Origin of the sequence: Sphingomonas sp. LT1P40 (genome assembly GCF_036663835.1) — a bacterium.
Classification (GTDB): domain Bacteria; phylum Pseudomonadota; class Alphaproteobacteria; order Sphingomonadales; family Sphingomonadaceae; genus Sphingomonas.
Genome location: NZ_JAXOJT010000001.1, coordinates 1842248 through 1864517, shown reverse-complemented (window position 1 = coordinate 1864517; position 22270 = coordinate 1842248). Strand labels below are relative to the sequence as shown.

28 protein-coding genes are annotated in these 22270 nt (G+C 65.0%); 14 read left to right on the top strand and 14 right to left on the bottom strand.

Annotated elements, in window-relative coordinates:
• Positions 1 to 41 precede the first annotated feature (41 nt).
• Genes hisA through hisB form a run of 4 tightly spaced genes read right to left on the bottom strand, consistent with a single transcriptional unit; the run spans position 42 to position 2249 of the window.
• On the bottom strand, positions 42 to 758 hold the full coding sequence (gene hisA, locus U1702_RS09300) for a 1-(5-phosphoribosyl)-5-[(5-phosphoribosylamino)methylideneamino]imidazole-4-carboxamide isomerase (RefSeq protein WP_443026816.1): 717 nt from the start codon (positions 756 to 758) through the stop codon (positions 42 to 44).
• Positions 755 to 1354, bottom strand: coding sequence for an imidazole glycerol phosphate synthase subunit HisH (hisH, locus tag U1702_RS09295; RefSeq protein WP_332723734.1), 600 nt, complete (start codon positions 1352 to 1354; stop codon positions 755 to 757). The genes hisA and hisH overlap by 4 nt, the downstream gene beginning before the upstream one ends.
• Complete coding sequence (locus tag U1702_RS09290) at positions 1351 to 1662, bottom strand: YciI family protein (protein WP_332723733.1); 312 nt, start codon at positions 1660 to 1662, stop codon at positions 1351 to 1353. The genes hisH and U1702_RS09290 overlap by 4 nt, the downstream gene beginning before the upstream one ends.
• Entirely contained in the window at positions 1662 to 2249 is a 588-nt protein-coding gene (gene hisB, locus U1702_RS09285; protein WP_332723732.1) for an imidazoleglycerol-phosphate dehydratase HisB, read from the bottom strand. The genes U1702_RS09290 and hisB overlap by 1 nt, the downstream gene beginning before the upstream one ends.
• Before the next feature lie 102 nt (positions 2250 to 2351).
• Here hisB and U1702_RS09280 point away from each other — a divergent pair, with 102 nt between their 5' ends.
• The 8 genes from U1702_RS09280 (at position 2352) to U1702_RS09245 (ending at position 7112) form a co-directional block, all read left to right on the top strand.
• A complete protein-coding gene (locus U1702_RS09280) occupies positions 2352 to 2834 on the top strand; it encodes an SspB family protein (RefSeq protein ID WP_332723731.1) in 483 nt (160 codons plus the stop codon).
• A gap of 103 nt (positions 2835 to 2937) precedes the next feature.
• A complete protein-coding gene (locus tag U1702_RS09275; RefSeq protein ID WP_332723730.1) occupies positions 2938 to 3408 on the top strand; it encodes a MarR family transcriptional regulator in 471 nt (156 codons plus the stop codon).
• A gap of 57 nt (positions 3409 to 3465) precedes the next feature.
• Entirely contained in the window at positions 3466 to 4851 is a 1386-nt protein-coding gene (gene fumC, locus U1702_RS09270; protein WP_332723729.1) for a class II fumarate hydratase, read from the top strand.
• Positions 4852 to 4916: 65 nt separating this feature from the next.
• Positions 4917 to 5051: a hypothetical protein gene (locus U1702_RS09265; protein ID WP_332723728.1), complete on the top strand. Its 135-nt coding sequence runs from the start codon at positions 4917 to 4919 to the stop codon at positions 5049 to 5051.
• Positions 5048 to 5245 (top strand): hypothetical protein, encoded by a 198-nt coding sequence (locus U1702_RS09260; RefSeq protein WP_332723727.1) that lies wholly within the window; start codon positions 5048 to 5050, stop codon positions 5243 to 5245. Before U1702_RS09265 ends, U1702_RS09260 begins: the two co-directional genes overlap by 4 nt.
• Positions 5242 to 5439, top strand: coding sequence for a hypothetical protein (locus tag U1702_RS09255; protein WP_332723726.1), 198 nt, complete (start codon positions 5242 to 5244; stop codon positions 5437 to 5439). Before U1702_RS09260 ends, U1702_RS09255 begins: the two co-directional genes overlap by 4 nt.
• 339 nt (positions 5440 to 5778) lie before the next feature.
• Complete coding sequence (gene gmk / locus U1702_RS09250; RefSeq protein ID WP_332723725.1) at positions 5779 to 6453, top strand: guanylate kinase; 675 nt, start codon at positions 5779 to 5781, stop codon at positions 6451 to 6453.
• A gap of 74 nt (positions 6454 to 6527) precedes the next feature.
• On the top strand, positions 6528 to 7112 hold the full coding sequence (locus tag U1702_RS09245; RefSeq protein WP_332723724.1) for a hypothetical protein: 585 nt from the start codon (positions 6528 to 6530) through the stop codon (positions 7110 to 7112).
• On the opposite strand, the gene U1702_RS09240 is transcribed toward U1702_RS09245, so the two are convergent.
• From U1702_RS09240 to U1702_RS09210, 7 genes are all read right to left on the bottom strand, one after another.
• On the bottom strand, positions 7098 to 7787 hold the full coding sequence (locus U1702_RS09240) for an ATP12 family chaperone protein (RefSeq protein WP_332723723.1): 690 nt from the start codon (positions 7785 to 7787) through the stop codon (positions 7098 to 7100). The two genes, U1702_RS09245 and U1702_RS09240, sit on opposite strands and share 15 nt — an antisense overlap.
• Positions 7784 to 7999, bottom strand: a complete 216-nt coding sequence (locus U1702_RS09235) for a hypothetical protein (RefSeq protein WP_332723722.1) — start codon at positions 7997 to 7999, stop codon at positions 7784 to 7786. Before U1702_RS09235 ends, U1702_RS09240 begins: the two co-directional genes overlap by 4 nt.
• Positions 7996 to 8655, bottom strand: coding sequence for an HAD-IA family hydrolase (locus U1702_RS09230; RefSeq protein WP_332723721.1), 660 nt, complete (start codon positions 8653 to 8655; stop codon positions 7996 to 7998). The genes U1702_RS09235 and U1702_RS09230 overlap by 4 nt, the downstream gene beginning before the upstream one ends.
• Positions 8652 to 9875, bottom strand: coding sequence for an RluA family pseudouridine synthase (locus U1702_RS09225; protein ID WP_332723720.1), 1224 nt, complete (start codon positions 9873 to 9875; stop codon positions 8652 to 8654). Before U1702_RS09225 ends, U1702_RS09230 begins: the two co-directional genes overlap by 4 nt.
• The gene (gene crcB / locus U1702_RS09220; RefSeq protein ID WP_332723719.1) at positions 9872 to 10249 is read right to left on the bottom strand and encodes a fluoride efflux transporter CrcB; all 378 of its coding nucleotides are present in this window, start codon (positions 10247 to 10249) and stop codon (positions 9872 to 9874) included. Before crcB ends, U1702_RS09225 begins: the two co-directional genes overlap by 4 nt.
• A 149-nt stretch (positions 10250 to 10398) precedes the next feature.
• Positions 10399 to 11142 carry a hypothetical protein gene (locus U1702_RS09215; protein WP_332723718.1) on the bottom strand — a complete coding sequence of 248 codons (744 nt, stop codon included), beginning with the start codon at positions 11140 to 11142 and terminating at the stop codon, positions 10399 to 10401.
• Positions 11143 to 11347: 205 nt separating this feature from the next.
• Complete coding sequence (locus tag U1702_RS09210) at positions 11348 to 13105, bottom strand: DUF885 domain-containing protein (RefSeq protein ID WP_332723717.1); 1758 nt, start codon at positions 13103 to 13105, stop codon at positions 11348 to 11350.
• A 159-nt stretch (positions 13106 to 13264) separates the two neighbouring features.
• Between U1702_RS09210 and U1702_RS09205 the strand changes: the two genes are divergently transcribed.
• From U1702_RS09205 to U1702_RS09185, 5 genes are read left to right on the top strand one after another with little or no spacing between them, the layout of a single operon-like run.
• Positions 13265 to 14485 carry an acyltransferase family protein gene (locus tag U1702_RS09205; RefSeq protein WP_332723716.1) on the top strand — a complete coding sequence of 407 codons (1221 nt, stop codon included), beginning with the start codon at positions 13265 to 13267 and terminating at the stop codon, positions 14483 to 14485.
• On the top strand, positions 14482 to 15099 hold the full coding sequence (locus U1702_RS09200) for a hypothetical protein (RefSeq protein ID WP_332723715.1): 618 nt from the start codon (positions 14482 to 14484) through the stop codon (positions 15097 to 15099). The genes U1702_RS09205 and U1702_RS09200 overlap by 4 nt, the downstream gene beginning before the upstream one ends.
• A 5-nt stretch (positions 15100 to 15104) precedes the next feature.
• Positions 15105 to 15398, top strand: coding sequence for a winged helix-turn-helix domain-containing protein (locus U1702_RS09195; RefSeq protein ID WP_332723714.1), 294 nt, complete (start codon positions 15105 to 15107; stop codon positions 15396 to 15398).
• 25 nt (positions 15399 to 15423) lie between these two features.
• Complete coding sequence (locus U1702_RS09190; protein ID WP_332723713.1) at positions 15424 to 16743, top strand: APC family permease; 1320 nt, start codon at positions 15424 to 15426, stop codon at positions 16741 to 16743.
• Positions 16740 to 17300, top strand: coding sequence for a class I SAM-dependent methyltransferase (locus U1702_RS09185; protein WP_332723712.1), 561 nt, complete (start codon positions 16740 to 16742; stop codon positions 17298 to 17300). The genes U1702_RS09190 and U1702_RS09185 overlap by 4 nt, the downstream gene beginning before the upstream one ends.
• Here U1702_RS09185 and U1702_RS09180 read toward each other — a convergent pair whose 3' ends face one another.
• The 3 genes from U1702_RS09180 to U1702_RS09170 form a co-directional block, all read right to left on the bottom strand.
• On the bottom strand, positions 17301 to 18380 hold the full coding sequence (locus U1702_RS09180) for a M23 family metallopeptidase (protein ID WP_332723711.1): 1080 nt from the start codon (positions 18378 to 18380) through the stop codon (positions 17301 to 17303).
• Entirely contained in the window at positions 18377 to 20038 is a 1662-nt protein-coding gene (gene recN / locus U1702_RS09175) for a DNA repair protein RecN (RefSeq protein WP_332723710.1), read from the bottom strand. Before recN ends, U1702_RS09180 begins: the two co-directional genes overlap by 4 nt.
• 192 nt (positions 20039 to 20230) lie before the next feature.
• Positions 20231 to 21100 (bottom strand): outer membrane protein assembly factor BamD, encoded by an 870-nt coding sequence (locus U1702_RS09170; protein WP_332723709.1) that lies wholly within the window; start codon positions 21098 to 21100, stop codon positions 20231 to 20233.
• A 309-nt stretch (positions 21101 to 21409) separates the two neighbouring features.
• On the opposite strand from U1702_RS09170, the gene U1702_RS09165 reads away from it, so the two are divergent.
• Positions 21410 to 22234 (top strand): cupin domain-containing protein, encoded by an 825-nt coding sequence (locus U1702_RS09165; RefSeq protein WP_332723708.1) that lies wholly within the window; start codon positions 21410 to 21412, stop codon positions 22232 to 22234.
• The last annotated feature ends 36 nt before the right edge of the window (positions 22235 to 22270 follow it).

Genomic DNA, 22270 nt, shown 5'->3' with positions numbered 1-22270 from the left:
CGGGAGGTCCCGGTTTTCGCCGGGATGACGGCTATTTTTTCTCACGCCGCCGCCTTCAACGCTTCGGCCAGGTCTAGCCGACCATCGTACAGCGCGCGACCGGTGATGACGCCTTCGATCCCCGGCTGGCCGACCAGCGCGTGGATGTCGTTGATGTCGGCGACGCCGCCGCTGGCGATGACGGGGATGGCGACTTCGCGGGCGAGCGCGACCGTGGCTTCGACGTTGCAGCCCTTGAGCAACCCGTCGCGGCCGACATCGGTGAACAGGAGTGCGGCGACACCGGCGTCCTCGAAGCGCTTGCCGAGTTCGGCGACCGAGACGGTGGAGACGTCGGCCCAGCCCTTGGTGGCTACGAAGCCGTCGCGCGCGTCCACCGCGACGACAATCTGCCCCGGATAGGCGGCGGCGGCTTCTCTAACGAAATTGGGGTCTTCCAACGCGGCGGTGCCGATGACCACGCGGGTCACGCCCAAATCAAGCCAGCGCTCGACCGACGCGCGGTTGCGGATGCCGCCGCCAAGCTGAACCTTGCCCGGAAAGCGATCGACAATCGAAGCGACGGCGACGCCGTTGATCGATTCGCCCGCAAAGGCCGCGTCGAGATCGACGACGTGGAGGTGGGTTGCGCCTGCTTCGGCGAACGCGGCGGCCTGCGCGGCGGGGTCTTCGCCATAGATCGTGGCGCGGGCCATATCGCCTTCGGCCAGGCGGACGACTTGGCCCGATTTGAGGTCGATGGCGGGGAAGACGATCACGGGTTCCACCTTAGAAAGCGTTCGAGGAGAGCGATGCCGTAGCGCTGGCTTTTTTCGGGGTGGAACTGCACCCCGGCAATATTGTCGCGGCCGATGGCGGCGGTGACGGGGCCGCCATGGTCGGTGGTGGCGAGAACGGCTTCGCCCGAATAGGCGAAGCTGTGGAGGAAATAGGCCTCGCCCGGCTCGATAAGCGGGTGCGGGGTAATAGGGACCACGTCGTTCCAGCCCATATGCGGCACGCGGACGTCAGTTGCCGGAAGCTGGCGCACAGTGCCGTCGAGCCAGCCAAGGCCGGGATGCGTGCCGAGTTCTTCACCGGTTTTCGCCAGCAACTGCATGCCCACACAGACGCCAAGAAAGGGGACGGCGTCGCGCAGGACTCGCCGTTCCATCGCCTCGATCATGCCGGGGATGCCGCGCAGGCCCGCTGCACAGGCCCCGAAGGCACCGACGCCGGGGAGGACGATGCGGTCCGCCCAAGCGATCACGGCGGGATTGGCCGTGACCTCGATCGCCATTGCCCCGGCGGCTTTCAGCGCATTGTGGACCGAATGGAGGTTGCCCGCGCCGTAATCGATCAGCGCGATCTTCATCCCAGCAGCGGTGCCCAGTCGTCGGCCGCGAAGCTGACTGCCATTTCAACGACGTTCGCCTTGGCGACGCCGGAAGTGACGAAGGGGTCGGTCGCGGCCAGCGCCTCGACCTCGGCACGCTTGCCACGGCACAGGATGACGCCACTGGTGCGCGGCACCTGCCTTCCGGCGATCAGGAACAAACCTTCGTCGAAGCCTTTGGTCAGCCATTCGACATGCGGTTTCAGCTGGGCATCGACGTCCTCTTCGGATGCCAGATACTCAAGCAGGATCACGCAGACCGGGGCAGCGTCGAGCCGTGCGGCCATTACAGCGTGCCTTTGGTGCTGGGAATCGTATCTGCCTTGCGCGGGTCGATCTCGACCGCCTGACGCAGCGCGCGGGCGAGGCCCTTGAATGCGGCTTCGGCGATATGGTGGTTGTTCTGGCCGTAAAGCGTTTCGACGTGCAGCGTCATGCCCGCGGTTTGCGCGAACGAGTGGAACCAGTGCTCGAACATCTCGGTGTCCATTTCACCCAGTCGTTTCTGGGTGAACTCGGTTTTCCACACGAGGAACGGGCGGCCGGAAATGTCGATCGCGACGCGGGTCAGCGTCTCGTCCATCGGGCTGAGCGCATCGGCGTAGCGGCGGATGCCGCGCTTTTCGCCCAGTGCCTGCGCCACCGCTTCGCCGATGGCGAGGCCGGTATCCTCGACCGTGTGGTGCTGATCGATATGCAGGTCGCCGACGGTTTTCACGTCGAGGTCGATCAGCGAATGGCGGCTGAGCTGTTCCAGCATGTGGTCGAAAAAGCCGATGCCGGTGGAGATGGCATAGGCGCCGGTGCCGTCGAGGTTGACCGTCACGTCGACCGAGGTCTCGCTGGTCTTGCGGCTGATCGTCGCGGTACGCATGGCCGCGCTTTAGCGGGTTGGCGGGGGCATGCAATGATGGCTGCGCTACTTGGCCGCGCAGTTGATCTTGACCGTCGCCAGATGGTCGCTAGGTCAGGGCATATGACCGGTAACGTGCCAGATAGCCTGATTCCCTATGACGAAATCGTGCAGGAGGCGCTGCGCGCGGTCGTCGGCCGGGTGTTGGGGCAGGTTTCCGCCAATGGCGCGCTGCCGGGGGCGCATCATTTCTATATCACGTTCAAGACGCGTGCGCCGGGGGTGAATATCCCCGAACGGCTGATCGAGCGCTTTCCGGACGAGATGACGATCGTGATGCAGCATCGTTACTGGGACCTGACCGTCGATGACGAGCGGTTTTCGGTGGGGCTGAGCTTCAACCAGATCCCGTCGATGCTGGAGATACCCTATTCGGCGGTGACCGGGTTCAGCGATCCGGCGGTCAATTTCGAGCTGCGCTTCCAGGCGGCGGAAGACCCGGACGGTCCCGATCCGCATGAAGAGGCCGAGAATGACGGGCCGACCGCAGTGCCGGTTGAGGACGGCTCGAACGTTGTGGCGGTGGATTTCAAGCGGAAGAAATAGTGTTTCCATGAAGCGTTGACGCGCGTGCCGCATCGCATATGATTCGGACATGCTGCGCGAATGGTCCGACCTCCCAAGCGATAATGACCGGAAGGCGGCGAGCGTGCTGTTTTCCGAGCTCGAACGGCTCACGTCCAAGGTGAGTGAAGTCGAGACCGAGTTGCACAGGCTTACCGGCAAGGGCGGCGCGCGCTTGTCCGCGATGCCCGAGGTGGCCGGTTTGCTGCTCAAGAACCGCAAGGCACGTAACAAGATGTTCCCCGGCCTGTTCACTGAGCCAGCCTGGGATATCCTGTTGTCGCTGGCGGCGATGAACCCGGCCAAGCCGGATGTGCAGATTTCGGCGATCAGCTATGACGCTGAAGTCCCGCCAACCACGGCGTTGCGATACCTTGCAATGCTGGAAACCGCAGGGCTGGTGGAGCGGTCCGTACATCCCGCCGACCGGCGCGTTGTGCTCGTCCGGTTGACGTCGATGGGTCGGCAGCGGTTGCAATTGCTGCTGGAAAAATGGCCGTTGGCAGTCGTTCTGGTCGCGGCACCGCTGACGTTGCTGCTGCATTTGTTCTGGTAATCATCGTCCTGCGATCCGACATGCGCCGAACGACATGTGGCGCGGCGGAGACGAGGATTGACTGACACCCGCACAGAGAGTGATTCGATCGGTGCGATCGAAGTGCCTGCCGACGCCTATTGGGGTGCGCAGACCCAGCGCAGCATCGAGAATTTCCCGTTCGGCGCGACCGAGCGGATGCCGATCGGGATCATGCATGCGATGGCGCTGGTGAAGCAGGCGGCGGCACGGGTGAACCGGCGGCATGGGCTGGACGCTGGATTGGCAGATGCGATTGAGGCGGCGGCGGCGGAGGTCGGGGCGGGGAAGCTGGACGACCAGTTTCCGCTGGTGATCTGGCAGACCGGTAGCGGCACCCAGACCAACATGAACGTGAACGAGGTGATCGCTGGGCGCGCCAACGAGATGCTGGCGGGCGTGCGGGGCGGGAAGTCGCCGGTGCATCCCAACGATCATGTCAATATGAGCCAGTCATCGAACGACAGCTTTCCGACGGCGATTCACATCGCGGCGTCGCTGGCGGTGACCCGAGACCTTTTCCCAGCGGCGGCGCGGTTGCAGCGGGCGCTGGAGGTGAAGGCCGAGGCGTGGGCGGGGATCGTGAAGATCGGGCGGACGCATTTGCAGGATGCAACGCCGCTAACATTGGGGCAGGAAGCATCGGGCTGGGCCAATCAACTGTATCGCGCCAGGAGCCGGATCGAGCCAGGGATCACGCATGGCACCAACCGGCTGGCGCAGGGCGGCACGGCGGTGGGCACCGGGCTGAATGCGCCGGATGGCTTTGCGGGCGAATTCTGCGCGGCGCTGGGGGAGATTACCAGCCATCCGTTCATGCCCGCCGAAAATGCGTTCGAGGCGCTGGCGTCGAACGATCCGCTGGTTCATTTGTCCGGCACGCTCAACACGCTGGCCGTGGCGCTGACCAAGATCGCCAATGATATCCGCTTGCTGGGCAGCGGCCCGCGGTCGGGGCTGGGCGAGCTGGAATTGCCCGCAAACGAGCCGGGCAGCTCGATCATGCCGGGCAAGGTCAATCCGACGCAGTGCGAGATGCTGACAATGGTGGCGGGGCAAGTGATCGGCAATCACATGGCCGTGACGGTCGGCGGCATGCAGGGGCATCTGGAGCTGAACGTGTTCAAGCCGATGATCGGCGCGGCGGTGCTGCGATCGATCCATTTGCTGAGCGTTGGGATGGAGAGTTTTGCCGAACGCTGCGTCGAGGGGCTGGTGGCGAATGAGGGGCGGATCGCCGAACTGGTCAAGCGGTCGTTGATGCTCGTAACCGCGCTGGCACCCGAGATCGGATACGACAATGCGGCGAAGATCGCCAAGGTGGCGCATGAGCAAGGCCTGACGCTGCGCGAGGCGGGTTTGAAGCTAGGGCTGGTCGATGAGGCGACCTTCGACCGGCTGGTGCGGCCCGAGACGATGGTTTGAATTAACCACACGGAACCTGTTGGCGGTTCGCGCTTTTCTCTCCTCGAACGAGGGAGGGACTTTTCATGGATGCAGGAACGATCGGCGCGCTGCTGGGTGGCGTGGTGGTTGCGGCAGGCGCGATGGCCGGATGGTCGTTCGTGCGCGGCATCGGCGATGTGCTTGCCCTCTCCAAAGGATTAAAGGAGACGAAACGATGATCGGCGAAGCGATTGCAGGGGCCATCGGCCACCAGATCGACGCCAGCGATGGCGAGGGTGGCGCATTGGGTGCCGCCGTCGGCGTCGTGACGTGGAAGGTTGCCAAAAACGTGATTCCGGCCTTGCTGGTGATCGGCGCGGCGGCATGGGGTGCGCGGTATCTCAGCCGTCGCTGGCAGGAGAAGATGGCATGATTCGCGGGATTATCGGCGCACTGGTCGGGCGTGAAATCGACAAGCGTGACGGCAGCGGTGGCGCGAAGGGCGCGGCGCTGGGTTATCTGGCAAGCGGTGTGCTGCGGCGGATGGGTCCGCTGGGCATGGTGCTGGGCGGGGCATATGTCGCCAAAAAGGCATATGATCGTCGCAAGGGACGCGGCCGGGTTTAGGGTCAGGACCGATTACTGGCGATGGTCGTGACGGAGCGGATTTTGATTCAGGGCAAGAAACGAAGAGCGGAGCGATGCAATTGCATCGTGACCCCAAGAATCTTTGGCTCATAACGCCGCCCTGAGCCAAAATCCGCCCGCCGCAAAGCGGTTGCCCGTACGCGTCCGCTGGACTGCGTCACAGCGATCGCGCGTAGCGCCGCTGCGCGCTGCACGCCGTTCCTTGCCGATGAACAAGCACGGGCAATCACGACCATCGCCAGTAATCGGTCCTGAGCCTGACCCTTTTGCCGTGACAGACGCTTGACGCGGGCGGCTTGCCCGCGCCAATGGCCGCTGATGGCGGTACGCGAATCCGAATATGAGTTTGACCGGCGCGGCGTGCTGTTCGTGCTGTCCTCCCCGTCGGGTGCGGGCAAGTCCACGATCGCGCGCAAATTGCTTGAGGTCGAGCCTGATATGGGCGTTTCGGTCTCGGCCACAACGCGACCGATTCGGGAAGGCGAAGTGGACGGGCGCGAATATCATTTCGTGTCGACCGAGGAGTTCAAGGCGCGCGCCGCGAACCACGATTTCCTCGAATGGGCGCACGTCTTCAACTATCGTTACGGCACCCCGCGCGCGCCGGTAAAGGCGATGCTGGCGGCGGGTCAGGACGTGCTGTTCGACGTCGATTGGCAGGGCGCGCAGCAGCTGTTCCAGTTGGAAGGCGGGGATGTGGTGCGGATTTTTATCCTGCCGCCGTCGCTGCGCGAGCTGGAGCGGCGGTTGCGCGACCGCAATACCGACAGTGAAGAAGTGATCCAGTTCCGTATGAAACGCGCGGAACGCGAGCTGAGCCACTGGGACGGCTATGACTATGTCGTGGTGAACGACGATGTCGACGGGTGTTTCAGCAAGGTTCACAACATCCTGAATGCGGAGCGCGAGAAGCGGTCGCGCAAACCCGGCCTGATTGGGTTCATCCGCGAGCGGCAAGAAGAGGCGATCGAAATGGGCCTCGCTACTCGCTGAGAATCGGGCGCTGCCCCCCTCGCGCCCGCGTCTGGAACGCGATAGTCTGCGCGAACAATCAGGGGAGAGTTTCGATGCCAAGGGTTTTGCTGGGCGGCCTGCTGGGTGGTTTCGCCATGTGGATCATCGGATTTATTTTCTGGGGCACGCCGCTCAGCCGCATCGCGGTCAGCCCGACCGACGATGCGGCGAGCGCGGCGATTCAGGCGGCACTGGTTCAGCATCTGGGGCCGCTTGGCACCGGCGCCTATCCGGTGCCGTGGCCGGGGACGCCCGCCGGGACGACCGCTTATGGGCAGGGGCCGATTGCGATGGTGCTGTTCAATGCCAATGGCTTTGCGCTGCCCGATACGGCCGCGCTGATCGGCGGACTGGTGTTGGGCATCGTTTGCGCGCTGTTGCTGGCGTTTGCGTTGCAGCGAGTGACTGCGGGCATGTCGTTCAGCGGACGGCTGACGATCGTCGGGCTGCTGGCGGTGGCGTTTACGGCTTATAGCCAGTTGGGTCAGCCGATCTTCAACCATGCACCGACCGGCTATTTCGTCTATCTGTGGATCAGCGAGATTGCGGGCTGGCTGGCGGCGGGCGCGGTGATTGCACGGATGCTGCCGAAACCAGTTGTGGTCGCGCCTGAGGCGTATTCGTCAGAGCAACTCTAGCAAGCGCACCGCTGCGTCGAAATCGGCGCGGCGGGCGGCGCGGGCCTGACGCGCGAGGTCGTCCTCGCCCCAATGTTCGACCTGCCAATCCTCGTCGAGATTGACGGCGGACCAGATGTCGTCGGCAGTGGCTGCGCGTTCCAGCAGGGCGAGCGCGGCGATCAGCGAGCCGGTGATCGTGACGACCGGCGACAGCGCGGCGAGTTCAAGTGGCGTGCGGGCGGCGATGGCGTTGCCAAGCGCGGCGAGAGACTCGGGCGGCTGGGCGACGTGGACGATGCCGGTGGCGATGTTGAGCGGTGCGCCATAGCGTGTGCTTGCCCAGGTCAGCAGCGGATCCCATGCGGCGTCCTGCCGCAACCTGAGTTCGAGCGGATGGTCGGCGCGGTAGCAGAGCAGGTCGGTGCCCGCATATTGCGCGAGACCGGCGGCGAACGTTTGCGGGTCGGGCGCAATCCGGTCAATTGCGGCATTGGCGAGGCCGGTGAGCGGCATTGCGCGCGGGTCGATCGTCTCAGCGACGGTGCGCCATTCGTCGGCGACGGCTTCAGCAAGCGTGGGGGACGGCAGGGTCAGCGGGGCGCGGCCCGGCGTGCGAACCGGTTTGCCGTCGAGGTGGATATCGTGGCCGCCGGTTGCGGGGACGGTAGCGACGTCCTTCCAGAAACGCTTCATGCTTCGGGCGGGGTGCGCCAGCGGCGGGCAAGCGCGCGGGGGACGACCGCGACGCAATAGAGTCCGGCGAGCAGGATCGCAGCGCCCAGAATCTTGAGCTCGGTGGTGTTGGAGCGACCGATGATGACCAGACCGAACACCGCGCCTGCGACGGCGGCGATCTGGCTGGATACCATCATATAATAGCGGCCACGGGCGGGGTCTTCGATCATAACGCCTCCAGCAGCGCGGGCAGGTCGCGGGCGTGGGTGCTGACGGTACGCGCGCCGGCTGCGTGCAATTCATGCGCGTCGTGATAGCCCCACGCAACCCCGACCGGATGCGCGCCGGCGTTCACCGCCATGAGGATGTCGAAGCTGGTGTCGCCGATCATCGCGGTGGTTTCGGGTGTCGCACCTGCTTCGGCGATGGCCGCGTGGAGCATTGCCGGGTTTGGTTTGGAGGGATGGCGGTCGGCGGTCTGGAGCGAGACGAAACGGTCGGTCAGGCCGTGGTGATTGAGGATGTGGGCAAGGCCGCGATCGGACTTGCCGGTGGCGACGCCGAGCAGCCAGCCGCTGTCGGCGAGCGTGGCGATGGCGTCGGCGATGCCGTCGAACAACGGTTCGGGGTCGAGGGACTTGTCGGCGCGCATGGCCCAGAAGGCCTGCTTGTATGCCTCGGCCATCGCTTCGTGCTGATGCGTGTCGGCATCGGGCAGCAGCTCGGCAATGGCGGGTACCAGGCTGAGGCCGACAATACGTCGGATTGCGTCGCGGCCCGGTGGGTCGAGCCGGTGCGCGGTGAAACACGCCTCCATCGCGCGGCAGATATTGGCCTGCGAATCGACGAGCGTACCGTCGCAGTCGAAAACGGCAAGGCGAGTCACTTCTTCGCTGGTTTTACGGGTTTTGGCGGCCGGGCAGGCTTTGCCGCTTTCTCGGGCTTGCCGGGTTTGGCCTTTTTCGCGGTCGTGTCGCGGCGGCCCTTGCGTTCGCCGCGGCGTTCTTTGCGGAAATTCTTGGCGTGCGCTTTGGCCCAGGCTTTTTCCTGTTCCTTGGTCGGCGGTACCTTCTCGTCCGAGGGCATCGCGTCGCCCATTGCGAGGTCGAAGCCGAGTTGCTTCAGCGTCTCTGCGAAATGGGTGGGCAGGTCGGCGGTCACGTCGAGCTTGCCGCCATCAGGATGGTCGATGCGGATGCGGCGGGCGTGGAGGTGCATTTTGCGGCTGATGCTGCCGGTCAGAAAGGCTTCGGCCAGGCCGTATTTGCCGTCGCCGACGATCGGGTTGCCGATTGCGGCCATGTGGACGCGCAACTGATGCGTCCGGCCGGTGTGCGGCTGCAGTTCGACCCAGGCGGCACGGTTGCCGGCCTGGTCGATCACGCGATAGCGAGTGCGGGCGGGCTGACCGTTCTCCTCGTCCACCTGCATCTTCTCGCCACCTGTGCCGGGCTGTTTGCCCAGTGGCAGGTCGATGAAGCCATCCTCGATATCGGGCACGCCGACGACGATCGCCCAATAGGTTTTGCGGGCAGTGCGGCCCGAAAAGCTCTTGGCGAAATAGGCGGCGGCGCGGGCGGTGCGGGCGAGGACGAGCGCGCCCGACGTATCCTTGTCTAGCCGGTGAACCAGTTTTGGTCGGGTATCGAGATCGAAATACAGGCCGTCGAGCAGTTGATCGACATGCTCGTGCGTCTTGGTGCCGCCCTGAGTCGCGAGGCCGGGGGGCTTGTTGATGACGATCGCCTGGGCATCGCGGTGGATCACCATGCTCTCCGCGAACTCGGCCTGTTCGGGGGTGAGTTGCGGGCGTGGTTTTTTGGGCTTGGCGGTCGCTTCCTTGACCGGTTCGGCAGGCGGGACGCGGATCACCTGTCCGGCCTGGATATGATCGCCGGGCTTGGCGCGCGCTCCATCGACGCGCAGCTGCCCAGTGCGCGCCCAGCGTGAGACGATATTGAAGCTGGCGTCGGGTAGATGGCGTTTGAACCAGCGATCGAGGCGGATGCCGTCATCGTCGAGACCGACGGTGAACTGGCGGACATTCTGCGCGGCACCAGCGGCGGGCGCGGCGTCGGGTGCGGTCTGGGGCGTGTCGTCGCTCATGCCATTGCTCTCGTCATCTGGAGTCCGGCGAACAGCGCGGCGATCGAAAGGATCACCGAGGCGAGGATGTAGAACAAGGCAGTCCAGACTTCGTTGCGCTGAAGCATCAGCAGCGTGTCGAGCGAAAAGGCGGAAAATGTGGTGAAGCCGCCGAGCACGCCGACGCCGAGCAGGGCGCGCAGCGCTTCGTCCCCGCTGGCACGGGCGGCGAGTGCGCCGACGAGAACGCCCATCAGCAGGCCGCCGACGACATTCACGATCAGCGTGCCCCATGGGAAGGCCGGACCCCACAGCGCAAGCGCCGCGCGCCCGGTCAGGTGCCGCGCCCCGGCGCCGATCGCGCCGCCGAGCATGACGAGGAGGAGATGAAACATCGCGCCCCGTTAGCGCGGATTGGAGTCTGAACCAAGGTTTGAAGCGGCACCGGCCCGCTCCCCCACCCGGCCACCCATTCAGAATACGCTGTGGGTGGCCGGGTGGGGGAGCGGGCCGGTGCCGCTACGCGCCATAGAGCGCAACAAAATCAGCTGCCGCCGCTGGCGACGAGATCGAGGTCGGTGCCGCCATCGGCGCGGGCGGAGAGGAACACAACATAGGCGGCGGTATCGCTGGCGCGGGTGCCGCCCAGGACGTGCTGGCCGTCCTTCAGCTGATGTTCGGCCGTGTAGCCGCCGCGCTTTGCCTTGGTGTAATACCAGTCGATCATCGTCTGGAGCGGCTGCGGCGTAGAGAAAGTGACGACGCGGAGCGAGCAGTCGTCGCTCTGCGAGCCGGCGGCCTCGACGATCCGGGCCTGTGGGTGGAGCGGCATCGCCGCGGGCAGGCGGGCAGCCCAGGCGGCGGAGTAGTTAAGGTTGGCGGCGCAACCGGCGGTGCGCTTGTCCTTTTGACGGGACGCGAGCGCGCCGAGCGTGACCGATTGCTCACGCGAATCGACGATATCCGACCTGCCCTCGACGGGAGCGGGTGCTTTGAGCAGTTCGCCATCCTTGGGTATCGCGGCTTTTGCCGCCGCGACCGTTTCCGATGGAATCGGGGCGGAATAGGGTTGGCTGGGCGGGCGGATCGCGTCCTTGTTCGATTGCTGGGCGAGTTGCGGATCGACCATGATCTGGTCCTGCAACGCGCCCATCAGTGCGGGGTCCGAGCCGTTGCCGGTGATCTCGTTATCCAGCGCATCGACATTCTGCTGTGCGTCGCCGCCGCTGCAGGCGAGCAATGCGAGTGGCAATAACAAGACGGCAAGGGTTTCGGGACGACGGCCCATAATCACGCTCCACATTTGGGAAAGCGTCATGACAGGACGGGGTTAAGGAAGCGTTGGGGATGTGTTTGTCGATTTATCCTCCCCCGCAAGGGGGAGGTGGCGCGAAGCGACGGAGGGGGAGGATTCCAGAACATTAGCGATGTGCGTCCTCCCCCTCCGTCACGCTGCGCGTGCCACCTCCCCCTGGCGGGGGAGGATATGTTTTTCACCCCTTCGCCTTCTCCGCCGTGATCCAGGTGTCGATCTGCGCTTCGAGGACGTCGAGCGGGACGGCGCCTTGGCCGAGCACTGCATCGTGGAAATGGCGGAGGTCGAATTTGGGGCCAAGCGACTTTTCCGCTTTGGCACGCAGTTCGCGGATTTTCAGCTCGCCCAGCTTGTAGCCCAGCGCCTGACCCGGCCAGCTGATATAGCGGTTCACCTCTGCGTCGATGTTCGCGGCGGAGAGCGCGGTGTTGTCGAGCATGAACTGGACTGCCTGCGCCTTCGTCCACCCCTTTGAATGGATGCCCGTATCGACCACCAGCCGGGTAGCGCGCCACATTTCGTAGCTGAGCCGGCCCATTTCCTTTTCGGGCGTGTCGTACAGCCCCATCTCGATGCCGAGCCGCTCCGAGTAGAGCCCCCAGCCTTCGACAAAAGCGGTGAAGCCGGCGAGGTGGCGGCGGAACAAGGGGAGGTCCTGTTCCTGTTGAAGGGCGAGCTGGTGATGGTGGCCGGGAGCTGCTTCGTGCGAGGTCAGCGCGGGCATTTCGTACAGCGGGCGCTGGTCGAGCTTCGACGTGTTGACGAAATAGAAGCCGGCGATGCCGTTGTCAGGGCTGCCCGGATTATAATAGGCGGTGGTCGTGCCTTCGGCGATCTCGGCTGGGATTTCCTTCACGCCATAGGGCAGGCGCGGCAGGCGCGTGAACAGGCCGGGCATCTTGCCGTCGATCGTCTTGGCGAGGCGCGAGGCGACTTCCATCAGTTCCTCGGGCGTCTTCGCGTAATATTTCGGGTTGGTGCGCAGGTCCTTCACGAAAGCCTCGCGCGTCGGGAAGCCAGTCTTTTTGCTGACGGCATCCATTTCGGTGCGGATGCGGGCGACTTCGCTCAGGCCGATCTTGTGGATCTGGTCGGCGGTCAGCGTCGTGGTGGTCTGGCGACGGATCTGCAGCGCATAATATTCGGCACCGCGCGGCTGGTTCGAGACGCCGACCTTCTGCGTGCATTTGGGCAGATAGTCGCGGACCATATAGTCCGCCGCCTTGGTGAAAGCGGGGTTGAGGCTGGTGGTGATAAGCCTGTCCGCGCGATCCGTCAGCGCCGCCCATTCGGTGTCGGTCGCGTCGGCCGGCTTGGCCCCGGCGAAGGGCGCGTAGATGCGCGATTTGGTGACGTCGGTGACGACGACGCCGCGAATGGATTTCTCGATGCCGCTGACCGCGACGCAGGGTTGGACATAGCCCTCTTTCACGCCGCGCGCCGTGATCGCGAGCAGCACGTTGTTCGCGGCGGGGAATTTTTCGAGACGCGTCAGATAATTAGCGTAGTCGACCTTGCTGCGAAACGGCAGCTGATCGCCCAGTCCGGCGACATTCTGCCACGGGGAGGAATAGCTGGAGAACGTGACCATGCGCTGGCCGAAGCGATTCTCTTCGATATCCTCGGCGATCATGCGGCGCAGGATTGCCTTGCTGGTGCGGTCTGCAACGCTGAGACCGCCATCGGGAATCGCGTCGAGTTTCTTTAGCAGGGCGCTGTTTTCCTGCGCGCGACGATCGGCTGCTTCGAGGCTGAACTCGCCGATTTCGGTGTCGTAATCGCGAACACCGACCATCGAGGCATAGACGGGGCTGTTCTTCGCGAACAACGCCCAATGCTCCGCCAGCACTGCCTTAAAATCATCCGAGGGGGAGGCCGCTGCTGGCGCAGAGGCGATCAACGCTGCGGTGGCGACCCACCTCAAAAAGTTGCGCATTTTGTTCCTCCCGATCCGTGTTGCCACGATTATCACGCGCCGCCCGCCGATGTGCAACCGTCGTCGCACTACGAAAGAGTGAATACAAACCAGTTTGTATAACAAACAATATGCTGTATTCAGCGTCTGCCGTCGTTGCGGCGCTGAAGGAGAATCGTGGTGGACAGAACCGAGTCGCAGCCCGGCCGGCTGCATGCGCTGGACGCGGTACGTGGCGGCGCGCTTTTGCTGGGCGTGGGATTTCACGCCAGTCTGAGTTTCCTGCCCGGACCGCAAATCTGGGTGGTGCGCGATGCCGCCGATCCGGTGCTGGGCGGGTTCTTCATCGTTTCGCACATGTTTCGGATGACGTTGTTCTTCGTGATTGCCGGATTCTTTGGCCGCATGTTGCTCGAACGTCGCGGCACTGCCGGGTTCGTCCGCGACCGGGGCAAGCGCATCGTCGGGCCGTTGCTCGTCTTCTGGCCGCTGATCCTGGCGGGCGCGATTGCCGCCTTTGTATGGGGCGCGGCGGCGATGAACGGGGGTGCGTTGCCCACTGATTCGCCACCGCCTCCGCCGCTGACGGTCGGCACGTTTCCGCTGACGCATTTGTGGTTCCTGTACCTGCTGACCTGGCTCTATCTCGCGGCGCTGGCGGTGCGCGGTGTTGCGCGACTGATCGACCGCAAGGGATGGGTCGCCGAGCGGATCGTCGATCCGGCACTGGCCAACGCGGTGAGCTATGGCGCGGCCTGCGTGTTGCTGGCCATTCCCGGCTTTCTGGCGCTGGCCAGTTCACCGGGCTGGGTGCCGGCCGCAGGCATTCCGACCCCCGACATGGGCCTGATCCCGAACAAGGCGGCGCTGGCGGCCTATGCGACCGCGTTCTTTGCGGGGTGGCTGCTGCATCGCCAGCCGCTGTTGCTCGAGCGGCTGGCGCGCGGCTGGGCGATTCATCTTGCCGGTGCCGTGCTGCTCTCCGGCTGGATATTGTGGAGCCGTGCCGGAATGCCTTTTTTCGGAACGGAGGCCGATCCGATGACCCGCATCCTGCTCGCCGGTGCCTATATGATTGCCAGCTGGGCGTGGACGCTGGGGCTGCTCGGCGCGGCGATCCGTTTCCTCGATGCCGAACGCCGCTGGGTCCGTTACCTCGCCGATGCGTCCTACTGGATCTATCTCCTCCATCTGCCGGTGGTGATGGCGCTTCAGGTGGCGGTGTTCCCGCTCGCGCTGCCGGTGCTCGTCAAATTCGCAATCGTCGTGACGGGCGCTTCCCTTATCCTGCTCGCCAGCTATCACCTGCTGGTGCGGCGCAGCTTTGTGGGCCGCTGGCTTAACGGGCGGGCCTATTCCCGGACCGCAGCGAAACCGGCGATGGAGGCTCAGACCGCATGACCGATCCGGCCGAAAGCGCGCGTGACGATCTTGCCTTCGTCCGCGCGCTGGTGAGCGAGAGCGGTTCGATCCAGTCTTCGCTGGGGCAAGTCCTGCTGGCGGGCGGGCTGTGTTACGGCATCCAGTGCGTCGTTCAGTGGCTGATCCTTGTCAGCGGCTGGCGGGCGCCCGATGCCGTGCATCTGACGGCGGGGTTCCTGCCAACATTGATCTTTCTGGGGGCAATCGTCTGGCTGATGCGGCGCAATGGCAATGCCGCACCGCACGGCATGGCGATGCGCGCGCTCAACGCGGCGTTCGGAAGCTCCGGCCTTGCCGCCATGACCACCGCCGCGATCTTCGGTTATCTCGCCTGGCGCGAGCAGAATATGGGGATCTGGCTGCTTCACCCGCTGATGGTGTGCGTGGTGCAGGGGGCAGTCTGGTATATCGCCTTTGCGATCCGCCGCCGTGGCTGGATCGGGCTGGTGTCGATCGGTTGGTTCGTCACCGCTTTCCTCGCCGCGCTCAGTCTCCAGCGGGTCGATCTGTTCCTGCTGCTGATCGGCACCGCGTTGCTGCTGCTGATGGCACTACCCGGCTGGGTGCTGATGCGAAGCGCGCGCGACGACTGACAGCGATGAGCGGGTTCGACATCGGACAGATTGACGACGTGATCCACGGCCGCATGCGGCTGGGGATCATGGCCTATCTTGCCGATGCGGATGCCGCCGATTTCAACGAGCTGAAGGAATTGCTGAAGGCGACGCAGGGCAATTTGTCAGTCCATTTGCGCAAGCTGGAGGAGGCGGAATTTATCAAAATCGAAAAGAGTTTTCTAGGCCGCAAGCCGCTGACCCGCGCCCGCATCACCGCAAAGGGGCGCAAGGCGTTCGCCGCCTATCTTGAGGCGCTCGGCAAGCTGATCGAATAGAAATGCTGATTATGTCGAACGCCCGATGAGCCGATCGGCACTTCCGCGCCGCACGCTGGGCGATCTGGATGTGTTTGCGCTGACCGTCGGCATCGTGATCGGCGCGGGGATTTTCCGCACGCCTGCTCTGGTCGCCGGAGTCGCGCCCGATGCGACGACGATGATCGCGGCATGGGTGGTCGGCGGGCTGCTCTCGATCGCCGGGGCGCTCTGCTATGCCGAGATGGCGGCGGCGTGGCCGCATATGGGTGGCGATTATCATTTCCTGAGCCGTGCCTATGGCGAGCGGCTGGCGTTTCTTTACGCATGGGCGCGGCTGGCGGTGATCCAGACGGGATCGCTGGCGCTGCTGTCGTTTATCGTCGGCGATTATCTGCAAATTCTGCTGCCGCTGGGTGATGTCGGGCCGTCGATCTGGGCCGGGCTGGCGGTGGTGGCGGTGAGCGCGGTTAACTGGCTGGGCGTGCGCTGGGGCGCTGCGACGCAGAAATGGCTGACGCTGGTCGAGGTGCTCGGGTTGGTGGCGATCATCGTCGCGGGCTTCATGGTTGCGCCCGCCGGGGCCGCACCCGCGCCGGTCACCGATGGCGGGTCAGTGGGCTTGATGATGGTGTTCGTGCTGCTGGCCTATGGTGGGTGGAGCGAGGCGGTGTACGTATCCGCCGAGATGAAGGCACCGCCGAAGCGGATCGCGGCGATCATGAGCGCGGGGCTGGCGCTGGTGACGTTGCTCTATGTGCTGATGAATCTTGCCGCGCTCAATTCGCTGGGGCTGGCGGGCATGGCCGGGTCGGATGCAGTGGCGGCAGAGGTAATGCGGCGCGCATTGGGCGATGGTGGCGCGGCAGCGATTAGCGCGGCGATCGCGGTGGCGGCGCTGACCAGTGCCAATGCCACTGCGATTACCGGCGGGCGGACGGCTGCGGCACTGGGGCGGCGAGTCGGTGCGCTGAGTTGGCTGGGGGTGTGGGATTTGCGGCGCGATACGCCGGGCAATGCACTGGTCGCGCAGGGCGTGATCGCGTTGACGTTGGTGGTCGCGGGCGGGCTTGCGCGCGACGGGTTTCAGATGGCTGTGGAATATACCGCGCCGGTATTCTGGTTCTTTCTGCTGTTAACCGGCATCGCCTTGTTCGTGTTGCGGCGGCGTTATCCGGATGTGGCGCGGCCGTATCGTGTGCCGCTCTATCCGGTGCTGCCCGCGATCTTCTGTGCGACGACGGCATATCTGCTATGGTCGAGTCTGGCTTATACCGGGTGGGGGGCATTTGCGGGGGTTGCTGTGTTGGGAGTGGGCGTTGTCCTGCTCCTGTTCCTGAAGCCCGAAGAGGAGTTTTCTCAATGAAGTTGATCCTCACCGCCACCGCGCTGGTGCTGGCGGGCAGCGCAGTGACGCCGCCGCCCGCCTTGACCCCGGTTCCCGCGACACAGAACCGCACGCCCGACGTGATCTATGTCCCCACCCCGCCCGAAGTGGTCGAGGCGATGCTCGACATGGCGCAGGTGAAGGATGGCGATGTGCTCTACGATCTGGGATCGGGCGACGGGCGCATCCCGATCGCTGCCGCGAAGCGAGCGAAGGTGCGCGCGACGGGGATCGACATCGACCCGCAGCGCATCGTGGAGGCGAAGGCGAACGCCAAGGCGGCGGGCGTGACCGATGAAGTGACGTTCAAGCAAGCCGATCTGTTCAAGAGCGATTTCAGCGATGCGACAGTGGTGACGCTGTACTTGCTCGACACGCTGAACGAGAAATTGCGGCCCAAGCTGCTCGCCGAACTGAAGCCGGGGACGCGGATCGTCAGCCACGCCTTTCGCATGGGCGACTGGGTGCCGGAGCAGGAGCGCGAGGTGAACGGACGGATGGTGTATTTCTGGACGGTGCCGGCCAAGGCGAAATAGTCAGCGGAAGCGGACGACGATGTTGGGCGCCGGTATCGCGGCGGTGATGCGGCGCAATGGTGTTGCCTGCCATTTCGACGCGAACACTGCGTCGATCGAGGAATAGCTGCCGATTTGGTCGAAGCCGTCGAACGCAAACGGCAGGCCTTCGGCACCAAGCGGCGAATTGGCGTCGGCGACGTGGAAATGGAGGTGGGTACCGCCCACTTGCCCGGTGGCACCGACGCGCCCGATTAGCTGGCCGCGGCGGACGCGATCGCCGCGTTTGACGGCAAGGCCCCGCTTCAGATGCTCGTAGAACACCGTCCGTCCGCCGCCGATGTCGAGCGCAACATAGTTGCCGGCGGCGTTTTCGGGATCGATGCGCGCGTCCGGATCGCGGCGGTCGGGATCGGTGAAATCGTCGCGGGCGGCGACGATACGGCCATCGGCGACCGCCAGCACCTCGGCACCGAAGCCGGGGTCGGCGGCGTAATGCTGCTGTTTGGCGTCGCGGTTGGCGTTGAAGAAGTCGACTGCGAAGCGGCCGGGAATGCGCGGGGTGCCACCGATGGCATAAATGTAGCGGCGGTGTCCGAATTCGAGCGTTGGTGCATAGACCGCGGTCCACGGACCGCCGCGCAGGGGCGGGCCGAACGGGCGCGGCGCAGCGGTGATCGGACTGATCGGCGTTTCGACCGTCACGGGCGCGCGTTCGCCAATCGTGTAGGCGACGCGCTGACGAATCCCGGAAAGCGGTCCTGAAACCGGCTGATTCACGAACAGCAAGGCGCGGCTGCCCGGCGGGATCAAACTGCGGTCGGCATCGTCGGCGACCCATTGGCCGCCGATCAGCGCCGAGAGTTTCTCACCTTCGTAGCGCTGGAGCGTCCGGCCATCGGCAGTAACGATCTCCAGCGACCGCAGACGGATCGGCTGGTGGTGGAGATTGCCGACGCGAACCTCATACGCGATCTGCGCGCCGTCCGATCGCGTCACCAAAGCGGGCGGGGCAGGAAGCGTTAGTTCCAGAGCGACGGGCATCTGCGCTGAGACGGGCGCGACGATTGCCAGCGCGATGATGGGCAGGCTGGGCTTCACGCCGCCTCAAGCAGTCGTTCGGCCTGCGCGCGCGCTTCGTCGGTAACCGTCGCGCCGGAGAGCATGCGGGCGATTTCTTCGCGGCGGGCGGCTTCATCGAGCGCGCGGACGCCGGTGCGGGTGACGAGGCCGTCATGGCTCTTGGCGATCAGCAGATGATGACTCCCGCGCGCTGCGACCTGGGGGCTGTGCGTGACGACGAGGAGTTGCGTCCCAGTCGCAAGGCGGGACAGGCGTTCGCCGATCGCGCTGGCGACTGCGCCGCCGACGCCGCGGTCGATTTCGTCGAAGATTAGCGTGTTTGCGCCGCCTTTTTCGGCGAGCGCGACCTTCAGCGCGAGGATGAAGCGCGAGAGTTCGCCACCGGATGCAATCTTGATGAGCGGGGCGAAGGGCGCGCCGGGGTTGGTCGAGACTTCGAATTCGACGCGGTCGCGGCCCGAGCCCGACCATGCGTCACGCGGGAGCGGATCGACGACGGTGCGAAAACGGGCGGAGTCGAGCTTGAGCGGGGCGAGTTCGGTCGCGACGGCGGCGTCAAGGCGTGCGGCGGCGGCAGTGCGCGCGGCGGAAAGCGTTTCGGCAGCGGCGACATAGGCCGATTCGGCAGTGGCGAGTTCGGCGGTGAGGCGGGCGATGGTGCCTTCGCCACCCTCGATCCGCGACAGGCGTTCGGCAAGGGTTTCGGTGAGGTCGGCGAGATCATCGGGCTGGGCGCGATGCTTGCGGGCAAGGGCGCGCAGGTCGAACAGACGAGTCTCGTCGGCGTCGAGTGCGGCGGGATCGAAAGCAAGCGCTTCGGCGGCTTCGTCGACCTTTTCCTGGGCGACGGCCCCCTCGATCAGCGCGCGGTCGAGCGCAGCGAGCGATTCGGCGAGGGCGGGGTGATCCTCCGCAACGCGTTCGAGGATGCGGGCGGCCTGACGGAAGCGGGTGAGCGCGCCGTCGCTGCCGTCGAGCAGGTCGGCGATGGATTGCAGGTCGCCGGTGATTTTTTCGCCGCGTTGCATCGTCGCGCGACGTTCGGCGAGTATCGCTTCCTCGCCGGGTTCCGGGGCGAACGCCGTGAGTTCGGCAACGGCATGTTCGAGCCATTCGCGGTCGCGGGCGGCGGTTTCCTGCTCTACGCGGGCTGTGGTCAGGGCCTCTTCGGCTATACGCAGCACGCGGTGTGCGGTGGCGACGGCGGCGATGTTTAGGCGACCGAAGGTGTCGAGCAGGGCGCGGTGGCCGCGTGGATTCAACAGCCCGCGATCGTCGTGTTGGCCGTGAATTTCGACCAGATGCGTGCCGAGTTCGCGGAGCAGGCCGGCGGACGCCGGCTGGTCGTTGACGAAGGCGCGGCTGCCGCCATCGGCCTTGACGATGCGGCGGATGGTAAGCGGTTCGCTGGTGTCGAAGTCGAGGCCGCTGTCGGCGAGCAGCGCCGCAGCGGGTGCCGGGTCGGCAAGATCGAAGCTGGCGGTGACCACCGCCTGTGCCGCGCCCTGTCGCACCAGGCCGCTGTCGGCGCGCATGCCGAGTGCCAGCCCCAGCGAATCGAGCAGGATCGACTTGCCAGCCCCGGTTTCGCCGGTAAGCACGCCAAGGCCGCCGTGAAAATCGAGGTCGAGCGCCTCGATCAGCACCACGTCACGGATAGAGAGTGCGGTCAGCATCGCGCCGCATTACCCCTATTTGTTCCGTCTGGCGACAGGGTGGATGGACATTCAGCCCATGCGGGCCTGCGAAGCGCGATTTGCTGCGCTCCGGTGCTCACGTGCCATAAGCACGCTGCGCTCCGGTGCTCACAAATCACCCTTCTCGGCTCCGCCTGGACTAAATGTCCACCCACCCTTGACGGTTGAATATCAGCTGGCCGGATCGGTCGTGGGGGCCGGGCTTGGCGTTTCGTCGCGCGCCGGCTTTCCCACAGGCGCGGTGGCGACGGGGACAGGAACCGGCTCACCATGTTTCTGCGCCAGTTCGTATGCGCGCTGATACCATTCGGTGCCGGGATAGTTGGCACCCAGCACGGCCGCCGCCTTCTTCGCCTCTTCCTTAATGCCGAGCGCGAAATAGGATTCGGTCAGGCGCATCAGCGCTTCGGGCGTGTGAGTCGTGGTCTGATAGGTATCGATCACGGCGCGGAAGCGGATGATCGACGCCAGCCACTGGCCGCGAACCTGATAATAGCGGCCGACCTCCATCTCCTTGCCCGCAAGATGGTCGCGGACCAGATCGATCTTCAGCCGGGCATCGGCGGCGTAGCGGGTGTTGGGAAAACGGCGGTTGAGTTCGCCCAGCGAATCGAGCGCCTGTTGCGTGATCTTTTGATCGCGGGTGACGTCGCTGATCTGCTCATAATAGCTGAGCGAGATCAGATAATAGGCATAGGGCGCGTCGCGGTTGCCGGGGTGGACCGCCAGAAAACGCTGCGACGACTGGATCGACTGGGTGTAATTCTTGTCGAGATAATAAGCGAAGGCACCCATCAGCTGAGCGCGGCGCGCCCAGACGGAATAGGGATGCTGGCGCTCCACCTCGTCGAACAGCGCGGCCGCCAGCTTGTACTGGCCGTTGTCCAGCCGCTGCTTGGCCGCAGCATAGAGCGTGCCCACGTCGCGCGCGACGTAAGGAAGGTCGGCACGGGTGCCGCCGCCACGGTTGCACGCGGCGAGCGGAAGGGCGAGCGCGGCAACGAGTAGGAGCGCGAGAGGACGGGTGGGAAGCATACGCATGGCGCGGTTCTTATAGGCTGTTTGGAAATGCGCCAAGGGCGCATTTCGCGGTACCGGCCAGTGACCGGTGAACAGCGCCCCGCGCTGTTCAGTGATGCCGGGGGCGTCACGGGCCGGACACTTCCCACCCGGCCACCCATAGAATACACTGTCGCTGGGCGGCCGGGTGGGGCAGCGGACCGGTACCGCTTCTCACAAACGGGCGCGATGCCCCCGCGCGAAATGTTTTTTAGAGTGCTTGCGGCGAACCGGATCGAAGGTCAGGTTTGGCACGTTGCCCCGGCAACACTCAACCGCACGGAGAACCCAATGCCCGCGACACTTCTGGCCACGCATCGTGTCGAAAAGCCGTGGGGACGCCATAAGCTGTGGCCGGGATTCGCCGACCCCGCACCCGGTGCCGAGCCGGTCGGTGAGGTCTGGTTCCAGACACCGGGCGACAGCGAACCCGATCTGCTCGTCAAATATCTGTTCACCAGCGAGAAACTGTCGGTTCAGGTGCATCCCGACGACGAACAGGCCCGCGCGAGGGGGTTGCCGCGAGGGAAAGACGAGTGCTGGGTCGTGCTGGACGCCGAACCCGATTCGACGATCGCGCTGGGGACGCATGTTCCAGCCGATGCCGACACGCTGCGCGCGGCGGCGCTGGACGGGTCGATCGAGCAATTGCTCGACTGGAAGCCGGTAAAGGCCGGCGATTTCTTTTACGCGCCATCGGGCACGGTGCATGCGATCGGCGCGGGGATCACGCTGATCGAGATTCAGCAGAACAGCGAAACGACATATCGCCTGTACGACTATGGGCGTCCGCGCGAGTTGCATCTGGAGGATGGCGTTGCGGTGTCCGACGCGCGACCGTTTGTGGCCGCGCCGATGCCGGGCGACGTGGAACCGGGACGGAGGATCCTGGTCGAAGGGCCGAAATTCGTACTGGAACGCTGGCCGGGCGGGACGCGCTCGATCGCAATGCCCGAGGGTGTGACGGGCTGGCTGGTGCCGGTTCGCGGTTCCGGCGATGTGGACGGCGTCGACTGGCAGGCGGGTCAGTGCGTGACTGTGACAGGATCGGTGGAGCTGACCGCCACTGCCGACAGCGACCTGTTATTTGCCTATCCCGGCACGATGCGGGTGTGAATGTGGCTGCCGTGTGAACGCGGCGTAGTGTCTGGT

Excerpts from the sequence above, each read along its gene's own strand:
- hisH (WP_332723734.1), bottom strand. The coding sequence starts at position 1,354 with ATGAAGATCGCGCTGATCGATTACGGCGCGGGCAACCTCCATTCGGTC.
- U1702_RS09290 (WP_332723733.1), bottom strand. The coding sequence starts at position 1,662 with ATGGCCGCACGGCTCGACGCTGCCCCGGTCTGCGTGATCCTGCTTGAG.
- hisB (WP_332723732.1), bottom strand. The coding sequence starts at position 2,249 with ATGCGTACCGCGACGATCAGCCGCAAGACCAGCGAGACCTCGGTCGAC.
- U1702_RS09280 (WP_332723731.1), top strand. The coding sequence starts at position 2,352 with ATGACCGGTAACGTGCCAGATAGCCTGATTCCCTATGACGAAATCGTG.
- U1702_RS09265 (WP_332723728.1), top strand. The coding sequence starts at position 4,917 with ATGGATGCAGGAACGATCGGCGCGCTGCTGGGTGGCGTGGTGGTTGCG.
- U1702_RS09260 (WP_332723727.1), top strand. The coding sequence starts at position 5,048 with ATGATCGGCGAAGCGATTGCAGGGGCCATCGGCCACCAGATCGACGCC.
- U1702_RS09255 (WP_332723726.1), top strand. The coding sequence starts at position 5,242 with ATGATTCGCGGGATTATCGGCGCACTGGTCGGGCGTGAAATCGACAAG.
- gmk (WP_332723725.1), top strand. The coding sequence starts at position 5,779 with ATGGCGGTACGCGAATCCGAATATGAGTTTGACCGGCGCGGCGTGCTG.
- U1702_RS09245 (WP_332723724.1), top strand. The coding sequence starts at position 6,528 with ATGCCAAGGGTTTTGCTGGGCGGCCTGCTGGGTGGTTTCGCCATGTGG.
- U1702_RS09240 (WP_332723723.1), bottom strand. The coding sequence starts at position 7,787 with ATGAAGCGTTTCTGGAAGGACGTCGCTACCGTCCCCGCAACCGGCGGC.
- U1702_RS09235 (WP_332723722.1), bottom strand. The coding sequence starts at position 7,999 with ATGATCGAAGACCCCGCCCGTGGCCGCTATTATATGATGGTATCCAGC.
- U1702_RS09225 (WP_332723720.1), bottom strand. The coding sequence starts at position 9,875 with ATGAGCGACGACACGCCCCAGACCGCACCCGACGCCGCGCCCGCCGCT.
- crcB (WP_332723719.1), bottom strand. The coding sequence starts at position 10,249 with ATGTTTCATCTCCTCCTCGTCATGCTCGGCGGCGCGATCGGCGCCGGG.
- U1702_RS09215 (WP_332723718.1), bottom strand. The coding sequence starts at position 11,142 with ATGGGCCGTCGTCCCGAAACCCTTGCCGTCTTGTTATTGCCACTCGCA.
- U1702_RS09210 (WP_332723717.1), bottom strand. The coding sequence starts at position 13,105 with ATGCGCAACTTTTTGAGGTGGGTCGCCACCGCAGCGTTGATCGCCTCT.
- U1702_RS09200 (WP_332723715.1), top strand. The coding sequence starts at position 14,482 with ATGACCGATCCGGCCGAAAGCGCGCGTGACGATCTTGCCTTCGTCCGC.
- U1702_RS09195 (WP_332723714.1), top strand. The coding sequence starts at position 15,105 with ATGAGCGGGTTCGACATCGGACAGATTGACGACGTGATCCACGGCCGC.
- U1702_RS09190 (WP_332723713.1), top strand. The coding sequence starts at position 15,424 with ATGAGCCGATCGGCACTTCCGCGCCGCACGCTGGGCGATCTGGATGTG.
- U1702_RS09185 (WP_332723712.1), top strand. The coding sequence starts at position 16,740 with ATGAAGTTGATCCTCACCGCCACCGCGCTGGTGCTGGCGGGCAGCGCA.
- recN (WP_332723710.1), bottom strand. The coding sequence starts at position 20,038 with ATGCTGACCGCACTCTCTATCCGTGACGTGGTGCTGATCGAGGCGCTC.
- U1702_RS09170 (WP_332723709.1), bottom strand. The coding sequence starts at position 21,100 with ATGCGTATGCTTCCCACCCGTCCTCTCGCGCTCCTACTCGTTGCCGCG.
- U1702_RS09165 (WP_332723708.1), top strand. The coding sequence starts at position 21,410 with ATGCCCGCGACACTTCTGGCCACGCATCGTGTCGAAAAGCCGTGGGGA.